Origin of the sequence: Pseudomonas sp. FSL R10-0056 (genome assembly GCF_009600105.1) — a bacterium.
GTDB lineage: Bacteria > Pseudomonadota > Gammaproteobacteria > Pseudomonadales > Pseudomonadaceae > Aquipseudomonas > Aquipseudomonas bubulae.
Genome location: NZ_WIWL01000186.1, coordinates 22,077 through 35,969 on the forward strand (window position 1 = coordinate 22,077; position 13,893 = coordinate 35,969).

General features: G+C 60.0%; 15 protein-coding genes. 9 read left to right on the forward strand and 6 right to left on the reverse strand.

The annotated features are described in order from the left end of the window. The first annotated feature begins 163 nt into the window (after positions 1 to 163). The 4 genes from GHO42_RS15180 to GHO42_RS15195 all read left to right on the forward strand — a co-directional run bounded on the left by GHO42_RS15180 (position 164) and on the right by GHO42_RS15195 (position 4,943). Positions 164 to 2,929: a response regulator gene (locus GHO42_RS15180; RefSeq protein ID WP_169916885.1), complete on the forward strand. Its 2,766-nt coding sequence runs from the start codon at positions 164 to 166 to the stop codon at positions 2,927 to 2,929. Positions 2,930 to 3,063: 134 nt separating this feature from the next. After that, positions 3,064 to 4,053, forward strand: coding sequence for a 2-hydroxyacid dehydrogenase (locus GHO42_RS15185; RefSeq protein WP_095003068.1), 990 nt, complete (start codon positions 3,064 to 3,066; stop codon positions 4,051 to 4,053). 51 nt (positions 4,054 to 4,104) lie between these two features. After that, positions 4,105 to 4,542, forward strand: coding sequence for a hypothetical protein (locus tag GHO42_RS15190; RefSeq protein WP_095003067.1), 438 nt, complete (start codon positions 4,105 to 4,107; stop codon positions 4,540 to 4,542). Beyond that, positions 4,539 to 4,943: an META domain-containing protein gene (locus tag GHO42_RS15195; protein WP_095003066.1), complete on the forward strand. Its 405-nt coding sequence runs from the start codon at positions 4,539 to 4,541 to the stop codon at positions 4,941 to 4,943. Before GHO42_RS15190 ends, GHO42_RS15195 begins: the two co-directional genes overlap by 4 nt. Before the next feature lie 86 nt (positions 4,944 to 5,029). Here GHO42_RS15195 and GHO42_RS15200 read toward each other — a convergent pair whose 3' ends face one another. Continuing rightward, positions 5,030 to 5,494 carry a TlpA disulfide reductase family protein gene (locus GHO42_RS15200; protein WP_095003065.1) on the reverse strand — a complete coding sequence of 155 codons (465 nt, stop codon included), beginning with the start codon at positions 5,492 to 5,494 and terminating at the stop codon, positions 5,030 to 5,032. A gap of 126 nt (positions 5,495 to 5,620) precedes the next feature. Here GHO42_RS15200 and arsC point away from each other — a divergent pair, with 126 nt between their 5' ends. From arsC to GHO42_RS15215, 3 genes are read left to right on the forward strand one after another with little or no spacing between them, the layout of a single operon-like run. Further along, positions 5,621 to 5,974, forward strand: coding sequence for an arsenate reductase (glutaredoxin) (arsC, locus tag GHO42_RS15205; RefSeq protein ID WP_095019417.1), 354 nt, complete (start codon positions 5,621 to 5,623; stop codon positions 5,972 to 5,974). After that, the gene (wrbA, locus tag GHO42_RS15210; RefSeq protein ID WP_178126961.1) at positions 5,971 to 6,576 is read left to right on the forward strand and encodes an NAD(P)H:quinone oxidoreductase; all 606 of its coding nucleotides are present in this window, start codon (positions 5,971 to 5,973) and stop codon (positions 6,574 to 6,576) included. The genes arsC and wrbA overlap by 4 nt, the downstream gene beginning before the upstream one ends. After that, the gene (locus GHO42_RS15215; protein ID WP_095032153.1) at positions 6,569 to 6,976 is read left to right on the forward strand and encodes a DUF2069 domain-containing protein; all 408 of its coding nucleotides are present in this window, start codon (positions 6,569 to 6,571) and stop codon (positions 6,974 to 6,976) included. The genes wrbA and GHO42_RS15215 overlap by 8 nt, the downstream gene beginning before the upstream one ends. 81 nt (positions 6,977 to 7,057) lie before the next feature. Here GHO42_RS15215 and GHO42_RS15220 read toward each other — a convergent pair whose 3' ends face one another. Both GHO42_RS15220 and ttcA read right to left on the reverse strand, forming a co-directional pair. Next, on the reverse strand, positions 7,058 to 7,729 hold the full coding sequence (locus GHO42_RS15220) for a DNA-3-methyladenine glycosylase I (protein ID WP_095024304.1): 672 nt from the start codon (positions 7,727 to 7,729) through the stop codon (positions 7,058 to 7,060). Between the two features lie 19 nt (positions 7,730 to 7,748). Further along, positions 7,749 to 8,573, reverse strand: coding sequence for a tRNA 2-thiocytidine(32) synthetase TtcA (gene ttcA, locus GHO42_RS15225; RefSeq protein WP_095003060.1), 825 nt, complete (start codon positions 8,571 to 8,573; stop codon positions 7,749 to 7,751). Between the two features lie 268 nt (positions 8,574 to 8,841). On the opposite strand from ttcA, the gene GHO42_RS15230 reads away from it, so the two are divergent. Together GHO42_RS15230 and GHO42_RS15235 are read left to right on the forward strand one after the other, a co-directional pair. After that, entirely contained in the window at positions 8,842 to 9,444 is a 603-nt protein-coding gene (locus GHO42_RS15230; protein WP_095003059.1) for a Yip1 family protein, read from the forward strand. Between the two features lie 145 nt (positions 9,445 to 9,589). Continuing rightward, the gene (locus GHO42_RS15235; RefSeq protein WP_095019416.1) at positions 9,590 to 10,084 is read left to right on the forward strand and encodes a SprT family zinc-dependent metalloprotease; all 495 of its coding nucleotides are present in this window, start codon (positions 9,590 to 9,592) and stop codon (positions 10,082 to 10,084) included. Positions 10,085 to 10,134: 50 nt separating this feature from the next. On the opposite strand, the gene GHO42_RS15240 is transcribed toward GHO42_RS15235, so the two are convergent. The 3 genes from GHO42_RS15240 to GHO42_RS15250 form a co-directional block, all read right to left on the reverse strand. Beyond that, positions 10,135 to 11,469 (reverse strand): dicarboxylate/amino acid:cation symporter, encoded by a 1,335-nt coding sequence (locus GHO42_RS15240; protein ID WP_095003057.1) that lies wholly within the window; start codon positions 11,467 to 11,469, stop codon positions 10,135 to 10,137. Between the two features lie 323 nt (positions 11,470 to 11,792). After that, complete coding sequence (locus GHO42_RS15245; protein WP_095019415.1) at positions 11,793 to 13,139, reverse strand: ATP-binding protein; 1,347 nt, start codon at positions 13,137 to 13,139, stop codon at positions 11,793 to 11,795. Continuing rightward, positions 13,136 to 13,813 carry a response regulator gene (locus GHO42_RS15250; RefSeq protein WP_016779832.1) on the reverse strand — a complete coding sequence of 226 codons (678 nt, stop codon included), beginning with the start codon at positions 13,811 to 13,813 and terminating at the stop codon, positions 13,136 to 13,138. The genes GHO42_RS15245 and GHO42_RS15250 overlap by 4 nt, the downstream gene beginning before the upstream one ends. Between the last annotated feature and the right edge of the window lie 80 nt (positions 13,814 to 13,893).

A 13,893-nucleotide genomic window follows, 5' to 3' on the forward strand; every position in this document is an offset into this window, starting at 1 on the left:
ATTGAGCCCCTGCGGGCAACCGGCACGGGCTTTACCCCGTCTGATAAACCGAAATTGATGGCAAATTTTCAAAGATTTGCCGGGCACCATATGGCTACACTGCCACCTGATCCGGGCGGGAAGCCCGGATCACTCTTAAAAGAATGCAGGGCTGGAGAGTTGTGTGCTTAAAAACCTCGGTATCAAAGGCCGCGTATTGCTGTTAACGCTATTGCCCGTCAGTTTGATGGCAAGCGTGCTCGGCGGCTATTTCACCTGGCTGCAACAGTCCGAACTGCAATCGCAACTGTTGCAGCGCGGGGAAATGATCGCCGAACAACTCGCCCCCCTGGTCGCCCCAGCCATGGGGCGCCACGACACCGCATTGCTGGCCCGTATCGCCACCGAATCTCTGGAACAACAGGATGTGCGCGCCGTGGCGTTCCTCAACGCCAACCACGAACCGCTGGCCCATGCCGGGCCGATCATGCTCAATCAGGCTCCACTGGGCAGCAGTACCCATCTGCAACAGCGCACCGACAACGATGCCACGCGCTATTTATTGCCCGTATTTGGCCGCCATCGCAACCTGGCCGGGGATGTGATCCCTAACGAAGCCCATCGCCTGCTGGGCTGGGTCGAACTGGAGCTGTCCCATAACGGCATGCTGCTGCGCAGCTATCGCAACCTGTTTGCCAGCCTGCTGCTGATCGTCACCGGGCTGGTGCTGACCACCCTGCTGGCCTTGCGCATGAGCCGCACCATCAACGCACCGCTGGGGCAAATCAAACAAGCCGTGGCCCAGCTCAAGGACGGGCATCTGGAAACCCGCCTGCCGCCACTGGGCAGCCACGAACTTGACGAACTGGCCTCGGGCATCAACCGCATGGCCGAAACCCTGCACAATGCCCAGGAAGAACTGCAGCACAGCGTCGACCAGGCCACCGAAGACGTGCGCCAGAATCTCGAAACCATCGAAATCCAGAACCTTGAACTCGATCTGGCCCGCAAGGAAGCCCTGGAGGCCAGCCGTATAAAGTCCGAGTTTCTGGCCAACATGAGCCACGAAATCCGCACCCCGCTCAACGGTATCCTCGGTTTTACCCACCTGCTGCAAAAAAGCGAGTTGACCCCGCGCCAGTTCGACTACCTGAACACCATCGAAAAATCGGCCGACAACCTGCTGGGCATCATCAACGAGATTCTCGATTTTTCGAAAATCGAAGCCGGCAAGCTGGTGCTCGACAGCATTCCGTTCAATTTGCGCGACCTGCTGCAGGACACCCTGACCATCCTCGCCCCTTCGGCCCACGACAAGGGCCTGGAACTGGTCAGCCTGGTGTATCGCGACACCCCGCTGTCGCTGATCGGCGACCCGCTGCGGCTCAAGCAAATCCTCACCAACCTGATCAACAACGCCATCAAGTTCACCCGCGAGGGCACCATCGCGGTGCGGGCCATGCTTGAAGACCAGGACGAAAATGAAACCGACGGCAGTGTGCAACTGCGCATCAGCGTGCAGGACACCGGCATCGGCCTGACCGCCCAGGATATCCGCGCCCTGTTCCAGGCTTTCAGCCAGGCTGACAACTCACTGTCTCGCCAGCCCGGCGGCACCGGGTTGGGGCTGGTGATTTCCAAGCGACTGGTCGAACAGATGGGCGGCGAAATCGGCGTTGAAAGCACCCCTGGCGAAGGCTCGGTGTTCTGGATCAGCGTCAGGCTGCCCAAGGCTCGCGATGATGTCGAAGACTTGCCCGGCGCGCCGCTGCTGGGCCGGCGCGTAGCCATCCTGGAAAAACACGACCTGGCCCGCCAGGCCCTGCACCATCAACTGGAAGACTGCGGCCTGGAAGTCACGCCCTGCACTACCCTGGAAAACCTCACCAATTGTGTGACCGGCGCTCACCAGACCGCCCAAGCTATTGATCTGGCAGTTCTGGGCGTAACGGCCAATGACACCCCGCCAGAGCGTCTCAACCAGCACATCTGGGATCTCGAGCACCTGGGTTGCAAGGTACTGGTTCTGTGCCCGACCACCGAGCAGGGCCTGTTCAACGCGGTGGTGGACAACCCCCACAGCCAGCTCCAGGCCAAACCCGCCTGCACCCGCAAACTGCGTCGGGCCCTGGCCGACCTGGTCAGCCCGCGACAAACCCGCAGCGAACCCGGCGAACCGCTGGCCAGCCGCGCGCCGCGCATTCTGTGTGTGGATGACAACCCGGCCAATCTGCTGCTGGTGCAAACCCTGCTTGAAGGCATGGGCGCCAAGGTGACTGCAGCGGACAGCGGTTATGCCGCCATTGATGCGGTCAAGGCACACGATTTCGATCTGGTGCTGATGGATGTGCAAATGCCCGGCATGGACGGGCGCGAGACCACCGAAGTCCTGCGCCAGTGGGAAAGCGAGCGCCACTGTACGCCGCTGCCGATCGTTGCGCTCACAGCCCACGCCATGGCCAACGAAAAACGCGCCTTGCTGCAAAGCGGCATGGACGACTACCTGACCAAACCGATCAGCGAACGGCAGTTGGCCCAAGTGGTGTTGAAGTGGACGGGCTTGGCCTTGCGCAATCAGGCCAGCGACAATTCGCACGAACCGGCCCGTCACACCACGCAACTGCTCGTCCTCGACCACGATGAGGGGCTGCGACTGGCGGCAGGCAAGGCGGACCTGGCCATCGACATGCTGGCCATGCTGCTGGCTTCGCTGGAAGCCGACCGCGACGCTATCCGCCAGGCCCGTGAGGCCAGAGACAACAACGCATTGATCGAGCGCGTCCACCGCTTGCACGGCGCAACCCGTTACTGCGGCGTACCGCAATTGCGTGCGGCCTGCCAGCGCAGCGAGACCCTGCTCAAGCAGGCAAGCCCCAACGCCGTCGCCGCCCTGGACGAGCTGGATCAGGCCATCACACGCCTGGCCAAAGAAGCACGCAGTACGGCATAGCAAAATCATCGTGTGGGAGCGGGCTTGCTCGCGATTCGGGCGGCGCGGTATGTCAGGTAAACCGCCGTGATGCCATCGCGAGCAAGCCCGCTCCCACAAAAGCCGATTTGTAGTTACAGACCAAGGAAGACCCCATGCGCACGATTCTTTTCAGCAGCCAGACCTACGACCGCGACAGTTTCATCGCGGCCGCACAAGACGACGGTAACGAGCTGCATTTCCAGCCCGCGCGCCTGACCCTGGACACCGTAGCACTGGCCCATGACTACGAAGTGATCTGTCCGTTTATCAACGACGACCTCAGCGCTCCGGTACTGGAGCAACTGGCTGCTGGCCGCACCCGCCTGATCGCCCTGCGCTCGGCCGGCTACAACCATGTGGATCTGCCCGCCGCCAAACGCCTGGGCCTGAGTGTGGTGCGCGTCCCCGCGTACTCCCCCCACGCCGTCGCCGAACATGCCGTGGCCCTTATCCTGGCGCTCAACCGCCGCTTGCACCGCGCCTACAACCGCACCCGCGAAGGCGACTTCACTCTGCACGGGCTGACCGGTTTCGATCTGGTGGGCAAGACCGTGGGCGTGGTGGGCACCGGCCAGATCGGCGCCACATTCGGCAAGATCATGGCCGGTTTCGGCTGCAAGCTGCTGTGCTTCGACCCTTATCCAAACGCCGAACTGCTGGCGCTGGGCGCTCGCTACGTCAGCCTGCCCGAACTGCTGGCCGGTTCGCATATCATTTCCCTGCACTGCCCGTTGACCGCAGACAACAAGCACCTGATCAACGCCACCAGCCTGGCCACCCTCATGCACGGCGCCATGCTGATCAACACCGGACGGGGGGCGCTGGTCGACACGCCGGCGCTGATTGAGGCGCTGAAAAGTGGCCAATTGGGCTATCTTGGGCTGGATGTGTACGAAGAAGAGGCCCAACTGTTCTTCGAGGACCGCTCCGACCTGCCCTTGCAGGATGACGTGCTGGCCCGGCTGCTGACCTTCCCCAATGTGATCATCACGGCCCATCAGGCGTTTCTGACCCGCGAGGCGTTGAATGCAATTGCCAGCACGACCTTGAGCAATATCGCAGCCTGGAGAAACGGTACGGCGCAAAACCTGATCGAAGGTTGAGTCTGGACTTTGATGCCTGCGTGCTAGCATAGCGACTTACTTGGAGGACCCATGGTCGAACACGATTTCCGCTACAGCCTGCTTAACCCGCAGCACACCCTGATTGAATGCCGCGCTCTGGCGCCGGGCCTGTATCAAGTCACCGGCAACGGCGGCTCGATTCAAGCCGGTGACGTGCTGATTGTGTCCCTCAAGGGCAGCAAGACCTTGTCCATGCGTTTGAGCGTCGACAAGGTGCGCCACCTGATCAACCCGCGTGGCCAGTGGGTTGCAGTCACCAAAGGGCCGGTGTTCGGCGAATTGGCGATTCATGAATGGCAGGTCAACTGCGATGCTTGCGCCAAAGAGCTGAAGTTCGAGTTCGCAGTCGACGCCAAACTCGGCACCAAGGCGCAAAAGCCCGCAGCCACGGCGCGGATTGCCGAGCTGGGCTGGAGCACTGAAGGCAGCAAGCACCTGTGCCCGCAATGCCAAAAGGCCGCGCAATGAAACGCTTGATCCTGCTGGCCGTGCTGGGCGCAAGCCTGACGGGGTGTGCGGGTGATCCGGTGAAGTTGCAGCAAAACCACACCTACGTGCTGGAGTGGATCGGCGAACGACCGCTGATCGACAACAGCCACCTGACCGTCACCCTGGACGATGCTGGCCGGGCCTATGGCAGTGGCGGTTGCAACCATTGGTTCGCACCTTACACCCTCGACGGCGACAAGCTGACCTTTGGTGGCGTAGGCAGTACCCGCAAGGCCTGTGCGCCGGCGTTGATGGAGCAGGAGCAGCGATTCTTCGAGGCCTTGCAGACCGTACAGCGCTGGGACATATCGCCGATCGAGCAGGTGCGATTCTGGCCTGAACAGGGCAAGCCGCTGCGGCTTTGGCCTGAAGAAGGCTGATACCGCGGCGCTTGAATCACGAGCAAGCCCGCTCCCACAGACTGGTGCCAGCCTGTGGGAGCGGGTTTGTTCGCGATGGCTTCGACTCAGGCCCCTCTCAATTCCTTGATCTTCGCCAACACACCGGCCGCGGTCTGCTCGCCCATCAACGTTGCCCGCACCTTGCCTTTCTCATCCAGGATATAAGTCACCGGCAAGGCTTCGCTGCGTGGCAAATCGAACACCTCCGCCGGATCCTGCGCCAGCACGGTAAAGGTGATGCCCAGCGCGGTACTCGCGTCGCTCAGCTCCTTGCCCTGCAAACCATCGTAGTTGACCCCGAACACTCCCACCGACTGCCCCTGCAGCTGTTTTTCCAGCGAGTTGAGTTCAGGAATCTCGATACGACACGGGCCACACCACTCGGCCCAGTAGTTGATGACCTTCCATTGCTTGTCCAGACGCTCCGAGGCGATCTTCTGTCCGTGCTGATCGACCCCATAATCATTTCCGCAGCCGGCCAGCAATAATGTGGCGCAGACGGTAACTGCTGCCATGAGTCGCTTAAACATGCGTTGATCCTTCCCGGTAAATACATACAAAAATACATCAGCGAGCGGCCATTTACCGCATACGGTTCAGGCGCGCCCGTCAGGCAGGTAGAATAGCCGCCACCTTACGCAAGATGCGACCCGCACATGACCGATCTGACGCTTTATCACAACCCGCGCTGCTCGAAATCCCGCGGTGCGCTCGAACTCCTCGAAGCCCGCGGCCTGACCCCTACCGTGGTGCGCTACCTCGAAACGCCGCTGAGCGCCGCCCAACTGCGCGACCTGCTGGCCAAGCTGAACATCAGCGCACGGCAATTGCTGCGCAGCGGCGAAGACGAGTACAAGGCCCTCAACCTGGCAGACAGCGGTCTCACTGACGCGCAGCTGATCGACGCCATGGCTGCACATCCCAAGTTGATCGAGCGGCCGATCCTGGTCGCAGGCGACAAAGCCGTGATTGGTCGCCCACCGGAAAAAGTCCTGGAGATCCTGTCGTGAGTGCGCCTTATATTCTGGTTCTGTTCTACAGCCGCAACGGTTCGACCAGCGAAATGGCCCGGCAAATTGCCCGAGGCATCGAACAGGGCGGCCTCGAGGCGCGCCTGCGCACAGTGCCGGCCATTTCTGCCGAATGTGAAGCCGTGGCCCCTGCCATTCCGGACGAAGGCGCGATGTACGCCAGCCTCGACGACCTGAAAAACTGCTCGGGGCTGGCCCTGGGCAGCCCGACGCGTTTCGGCAACATGGCCGCACCGCTCAAGTACTTCCTGGATGGCACCAGCAACCTGTGGCTGACCGGCGCGCTGGTGGGCAAGCCGGCCGGTGTGTTCACCTCCACTGCCAGCCTGCACGGCGGCCAGGAAAGTACCTTGCTGTCGATGCTGCTGCCACTGATGCACCACGGCATGCTGGTCACCGGCCTGCCCTACAGCGAATCGGCCCTGCTGCACACCACGGCAGGCGGAACGCCCTATGGCCCGAGCCATCACGCAGGTGCCGACGGCAAGCGCGGGCTGGACGAGCACGAAATCGCCCTGTGCCGGGCCTTGGGTCAGCGTTTGGCCACCATTGCCCGCAAACTGGAGAGCAGCCGTGGCTAAAAAGCCAAAAGTGCTGCCGTCCATCGAGTGGCTGCAGCCGCGGGTAAGGCTGATGCGGGTAGTGAGCCTGGCGTGCTTCTTTGGCCTGATCGCCCTGCTGTGTGTTTATTACCTGATGTTTGCCAACCTGCACGGCGCGCGCCCGTGGGTGATCCTGCTGATCGAGCTGGTGCCCTTGATGTTTGTGGTACCCGGCATGCTGATGGGCAGCCCCCGTGGGCACTCGTTCACCTGCTATGTGGTCAACCTGTACCTGATCAAGGGCGCGCTGGCGGCATTCGACCCGAACCGCCAGGTGTTCGGCCTGCTGGAGATCGCCGCCAGCGTGGCGGTATTTGTCAGTGCATTGCTGTTTGTGCGCTGGCGCTACCAGCTGGATCGACGCCTGAGCGGCGAGTGATGCAGCTGTTGTGGGAGCGGGCTTGCTCGCGAACGGCCTTCGCGAGCAGGCTCGCTCCCACAATTGAAGTTGCTCGGCGGCTTAGTGATTCACCGTAAACGCCAGCATCTGTGACAGCTGGCACATCGGCCGGCCACTTTCGGTGTGCCACTGGTTGAAGGCGTTCTGCACAATCGCCAGGTCACGCAGGCTGGTGGGTGCCTTGTCCACCAGCTTCTGCGCGTTCAACGCGGCCACCACGTCATAACTTGGCACAAAGGTGTCCTTGCCAACCATGCGTAAAAAGCGTGGAGCCGACAAACCACCCAACTGATGCCCATGCTTGGCCAGGTACTTCCACAAACCGACGATATCAGTCACTGGCCACTGGGCGATAAACGCGCCAAAACTGCCGTGCTCGTGGGCAATGTCGAGCACCATCTGGGCATTGCGTGGCACGCTTTTAAGCTTGCCCAGATGGCGAATGATCCGCGCATCCTGCATCAACCGCTCCAGATGCTCGGCGCCCATCAGCACGACTTTCTCCGGGTCGAAACCGAAAAAAACCTCTTCAAATACCGGCCACTTGGCATCAACCACACTGTGTTTGAGCCCGGCACGGAACACCCGCAGGGCCAGGGTCGACAGGTAGCGATCATCGCTGATATGGCGCAACTGTTCCGCAGTTCTCGGGACAGGCAATTGGGCTTCAAGTGCGGCTGACGAACCAAAGCGGTTCAGACAGTATTCGTGCAGCCATTTGTAGTCGCGCATGCCCTCTCCTCTCGGCAATTTACAGATTGAGCAGGTTGACGAAACGCGGCGTTGCGCTTTCGTCGATCTTCAGGCTCGCGAAATCAAACAGGTTACGGTCCGCCAACTGCGACGGGATCACGTTCTGCAGGCTGCGAAAGATACTCTCGGTGCGGCCCGGCGTCTTGCGGTCCCACTCTTGGAGCATGTCCTTGACCACCTGGCGCTGCAGGTTCTCCTGGGAGCCACAGAGGTTGCACGGGATGATCGGGAACTGCTGCCAGTCGGAATAGGCCTGGATATCCTTCTCGTTGCAGTACGCCAGCGGACGAATCACCACATTGCGCCCGTCATCGGAGCGCAGCTTGGGCGGCATCGCCTTGAGGCTGCCATTGAAGAACATGTTGAGGAAGAAGGTTTCGACGATATCATCGCGATGATGCCCAAGTGCCATCTTGGTCGCACCGATTTCATCGGCAAAGGTGTACAGGGTGCCGCGACGCAGGCGCGAACACAGCGAGCAGGTGGTCTTGCCTTCGGGGATCAGCTCCTTGACCACCGAATAAGTGTCTTTTTCAACAATGTGGTATTCCACACCCAGCGACTTTAGATAAGCCGGCAGCACGTCCTCGGGGAAACCCGGCTGCTTCTGGTCCATGTTCACGGCCACGATCTCGAACTGGATCGGCGCGACTTTCTGCAGGTGCAGCAACACATCAAGCAGGGTGTAGCTGTCCTTGCCGCCCGACAGGCAGACCATCACCTTGTCGCCATGCTCGATCATGTTGAAATCGGCAATTGCCTCACCGGTCAATCGACGCAGGCGTTTCTGGAGTTTGATTTGAGAGACCGAGTGAGTGCCCATAGCGCTTCAATTCCGCGAGTTAAGACCAAAAGCCGGGGATTTTACCGAAAAATACCCGGTCAACGAACCCCTTGCCTGCCTAAAGACGCCAATGCGATAAGACCGCCTCTGACAGCACAATAAGCTCTAAGGAGCCGAGGTTATGGGGCGGCAGGTTTCCTATACTTGTCATCAAGGCCGCACGCCTGTCTGCTTCTCAATACGTTCTGGCTGCGCGACCGGCACGCGTCCCACTGGGGGCGATGCGTCTTATACAGGAGCGACAGCCATGATCCATCACGTTGTGGGCCTTTTCACCCACCCCGATAAAGAGTGGCGCGAAATCCGTGGTGATGCCGAAGAAAGCATCGGCCATATGTATTTCACGCACACGTTAATTCTGGCAGCGATTCCGGCCATTTCTGCATTTATTGGCACTACCCAGGTGGGCTGGGTAATCGGTAACCGCGCGCCGGTGATGCTGACTCTGGACAGCGCCCTGTGGATGACCCTGCTGTCCTACGCCGCCATGCTGGTAGGCGTGGCCGTGATGGGCGCATTCATTCACTGGATGGCCCGTACCTACGATGCACAACCCAGCCTGCCGCGATGCGTGGCCTTTGCCACCTACACGGCCACACCGTTGTTTATCGGCGGGCTGGCGGCGCTGTATCCGCATATGTGGCTGGGCATGATGGTGGGCACCGCTGCCATTTGCTACACGGTGTACCTGCTGTACGTGGGCCTGCCTACCTTTATGAGCATCGACCCGGACGAAGGCTTCCTGTTTTCCAGCTCGGTGCTGGCGGTGGGCCTGGTGGTGCTGGTGGCGATCATGGCCTTCACCGTGATCGTCTGGGGCCTGGGCGTCGGGCCGATCTACACCAACTAGGCCACAACCCGTGGAAGCGAACCTGCTCGTGATTGCTGTTCGCGATCAGGCTCGCTTCCACGGGCTCATGAAGACCATTGGGCGCCAACAGGTTCGCAACCCCAGCGCTTGCGGCATAATCGCCGGCTCTGGAGAACCGAACCGCATGCCCGAGCTGCTCAATACCCGCGTCGAAGACTGTTTCCAACAGGCCGAAGTGTTTTTCAAACGCCCCTTCAAACGCCCCGTCGTCAGTTTCAAACTGCGCGGGCAAAAAGCCGGGGTCGCCCATTTGCATGAAAACCTGCTGCGCTTCAACCCGCAGCTGTACCGTGAAAACAGCGAAGACTTCCTCAAGCAGACCGTCCCCCATGAAGTGGCGCACCTGGTTGCCCATCAACTGTTTGGCGAGCGCATCTCGCCCCACGGCGAAGAATGGCAACTGATCATGCGCGGGGTGTACGAACTGCCGCCCAATCGCTGTCATACCTACGCCATCAAGCGTCGCAGCGCCACCCGCTATATCTACCGTTGCCCCTGCCCTGACAGCGACTTCCCGTTCTCGGCCCAGCGTCACGCTTTGGTCAAACAAGGCCGCGGCTACCTGTGTCGACGCTGCCGTAACCCCCTGGTGTTCAGCGGCCTGACCCGGGTCGAATGAGCAGGCATAAAAAAACCCGTCCGAAGACGGGTTTTTTTATGCACTCAAACTTACTTGAGCAACACCGGGGCCGGGCCTTCAGCCACACCCAGATCATCTTGCGGACGGGTATCCTCCAGCGGACGGCCGCCAGAGTTCAGCTCGGTTTGCAGGGTGTCGGTGTCCAGTTCCTTGACCCACTTGGCCACCACCAGGGTTGCTACCGCGTTACCGATCAGGTTGGTCAGGGCGCGGGCTTCGGACATGAAGCGGTCGATACCCAGGATCAGCGCCAGACCGGCTACCGGCAAGTGCCCTACAGCCGACAGGGTTGCCGCCAGTACGATAAAACCACTACCGGTGACGCCAGCAGCACCTTTGGACGACAGCAACAGCACCAGCAACAGAGTGATCTGATGGGTGATATCCATATGGGTGTCAGTCGCCTGGGCGATAAACACGGCCGCCATGGTCAGGTAGATCGAAGTACCGTCGAGGTTGAACGAGTAACCGGTCGGGATCACCAGACCCACTACCGATTTCTTCGCGCCCAGGCGCTCCATTTTCACCAGCATGCGTGGCAGGGCCGATTCCGACGAGGACGTACCCAGTACGATCAGCAGCTCTTCACGGATGTAGCGGATCAGCTTCAAAACGCTGAAACCGTGAGCGCGGGCAATCCCGCCCAGCACGATCAGCACGAACAGCACGCAAGTGATGTAGAAGCAGATCATCAACTGACCCAGCTGAACCAGCGAGCCTACGCCGTAAGCGCCGATGGTGAAGGCCATCGCGCCCAGCGCACCGAGGGGTGCCAGCTTCATGATCATGTTGATGATATTGAACATCACGTGAGCGAAGCGATCGATAAAGTCCAGTACCGGCTTGCCGTAGGCACCCAGGCGATGCAGGGCGAAACCGAAAATCACCGAGAACATCAGCACTTGCAGGATATCGCCATTGGCGAAGGCGCCAACAATGGTCGACGGGATCACGTTGAGGATAAAGCCTACGATGCTCTGGTCTGCACCTGCCGACACGTAACCGGCAATTTTGCTGGCATCCAGGGTCGACACGTCAATATGCATGCCTGCGCCAGGCTGAACCACGTTAACCACAACCAGGCCGATCAGCAGCGCGATAGTCGACACGACTTCGAAGTAGAGCAAGGCATAGCCGCCGGTTTTGCCGACCGATTTCATGCTCTGCATGCCGGCAATACCGCTCACCACCGTACAGAAAATAATGGGCGCGATGACCATCTTGATCAGTTTGATAAAGCCATCACCCAACGGCTTGAGGGCAACACCGGTTTCCGGGTAGTAATGGCCCAACAAGATACCGATAGCGATCGCTACGATTACTTGCACATACAGGGATTTGTACAGTGGCTGACGAGTCGTCATTGCAAAGTTCCTCAAGTGCATCACTCAATCATCATTCCGTCTGAGACTGGTGACACCTAAAGCGCGAACCCTCCTGTACTTGGAGGGATTTGTTTTTGGGGCTGCTCTTACGGCAGCCCTCTCGCACTTATTGCAAGCCGTGGGCCACATTGCGCAAATGCCGCGCAATAGCCCATGGCGCCTGAGTTTGAAGGAAAATTCTTATATATTTTGCAGGTCAGGGTTTGGCGGGATTCCGCCCATTGGGCGTGTTGAAACGCAGAAGGTGGCGGATATCCGCCTGAACCCCACGTACTCCCGTAGCAGCTGCCAGGGTTCGTCGATTACCCCGCCGGGAAATAAATCCTGAACGCCGCGCCGCCCAACGAGGAATCTTCCAGGGTCAAGGTGGCGTCATAGCTTTCAATGATGTCCTTGACCACCGCCAGGCCAATGCCCTGCCCCGGATGCTGGCGGTCAAGCCGTTCGCCGCGCTGCAGGATGCGCGCACGCTGATCCGGCGGCACTCCAGGACCGTCATCTTCGACGCAGACCTCAATGCCGTGAACGTTACGGTGCAGGCTGATACGTACCTGGCTCAAGCACAGCCTGTAGGCGTTTTCCAGCAAGTTGCCCAGTAATTCCAACAAGGCATTCTGCTCGATCGGCACATGGCTCAGCTCAGGGATGTCGTAGCTGACCTTGACCCCCTTGTCGCGATAGACCTTGTCCAGCGTATTGCACAAGCTCTGTACCACCGGCAGCAGCTCGACCTGGTGACGTACCAGACCACTCTTGCGCAAGCTGGCACGCTGCAACTGATAGCCGATTTGCTGGTTCATGCGCTCGATCTGGCTTTGCAGGACCCAGGCCTGTTCACGGTCAGCCGGGCGCTGGGCCATGCTTTCGCTCACGCCCTGCAATACCGCCAGCGGGGTTTTCAGGCTGTGGGCCAGGTCATCAAGAGAATCGCGATAACGTGAGCGCTGTTCGCGCTCGCTTTGCAGCAAGCGGTTCAACGAGCCGGTCAGGCGCAGCAGCTCACGCGGGTGCTGCTCGCTGAGGCTGTCGCGCTCGCCGGTTTCGATTTCATCCAGTTCCTGACTCAAACGTCGCAAGGCACGTAACCCCCACGTCAGACCAATCCATAGCAATGCCAGCAGCACAATCAAAGCTGCGCCGAACCCCAGATAAAGATTTTCCCGCAGGCCTTCCAGTGTGCGGTTGTATTCGCGCATCGGTTGCAGGGCGACAAAGCTGAAGGCAGCACTTTTGCCACCGAGCAACTTGACCTCTACGTCGTAGACAAAAAACTCTTCGCCGTTATCTTCGCGAATACTTGCAAACTCGTTGCCGCGCCCGTCATAGCGCGGCCGGTAATTGATGGTTTCTTCCTGAGTGGCCCGCGAGCGCCACACCAGGTGCCCGTCGCGGTCATAGATATAACCCAGCAGGCGACTGTCCGGCAGATCGAACTGCTCATCGGGCAGCAACGCCGGCATCTTGAGGCGGTTCTTTTCCATCTTTGCCGCTGAAATCAGCGTGGTGACATCTGACGCCAGGCGCTGCTCTATGGCGTCCTTGAGCGCCAGACTGAACGCTCCCTGCATCGCCGGCAACAGCGCCAGCATAAACAACACGGCCAACAGGGTTGCCGCCAGCATCAATCGAACGCGAAGCGAACGAATCATCGGCAGCGCTCAGTAAACAAGTACCCCAGGCCGCGCACCGTATCGATTGGCTTAAAGCCGTTTGCCCCCTCCAGCTTGCGTCGCAGGCGCCCGACCAGCACCTCGATCACATTCGGATCACGCTCCTCGTCATCCGGGTACAGCTGTTCCATCAGTCGGTCCTTGGCCACCACTTGCTGGTGATGGCGCATAAGGTATTCAAGAATCCGGTATTCATAAGCGGTCAGCGCCAGCGGCTCGCCGTCGAGCACCGCCTGCTTGCGGTTGATGTCCAGCACCAGCGCCCCCGCCACTATCGTCGGCTGGGTAAAGCCACTGGAGCGGCGCAGCAAGGCATTGAGCCGCGCATCCAGCTCTTCGAACTGAAAGGGCTTGACCACATAGTCGTCAGCGCCCGCTGCCAGCCCTTCGACCTTGTCCTGCCAATTGCCACGGGCGGTGAGAATCAGGATCGGAAACGTCTTGCCCCGGGCACGCAACTGGCGAATCAGTTCCAGGCCACCGAGCCCCGGCAAACCCAGGTCAATCATCGCCAGGTCATGATTGAACTGTTCGGTCTGGTACAGCGCCTCTTCGGCATTGGCCACCGCTTCGACCACATGGCCACTTTCTGTCAGACGGGTTTGCAAGTGATGGCGCAGCAACGCCTCATCTTCAACCACCAGCAATTTCATCGCGCTCTCCCAAGCCAATCCGCGTCTCGAAGGACGTGTGTCCCATACAGCCTAGCCACACAGTAAGTTGTGTGCCCTGA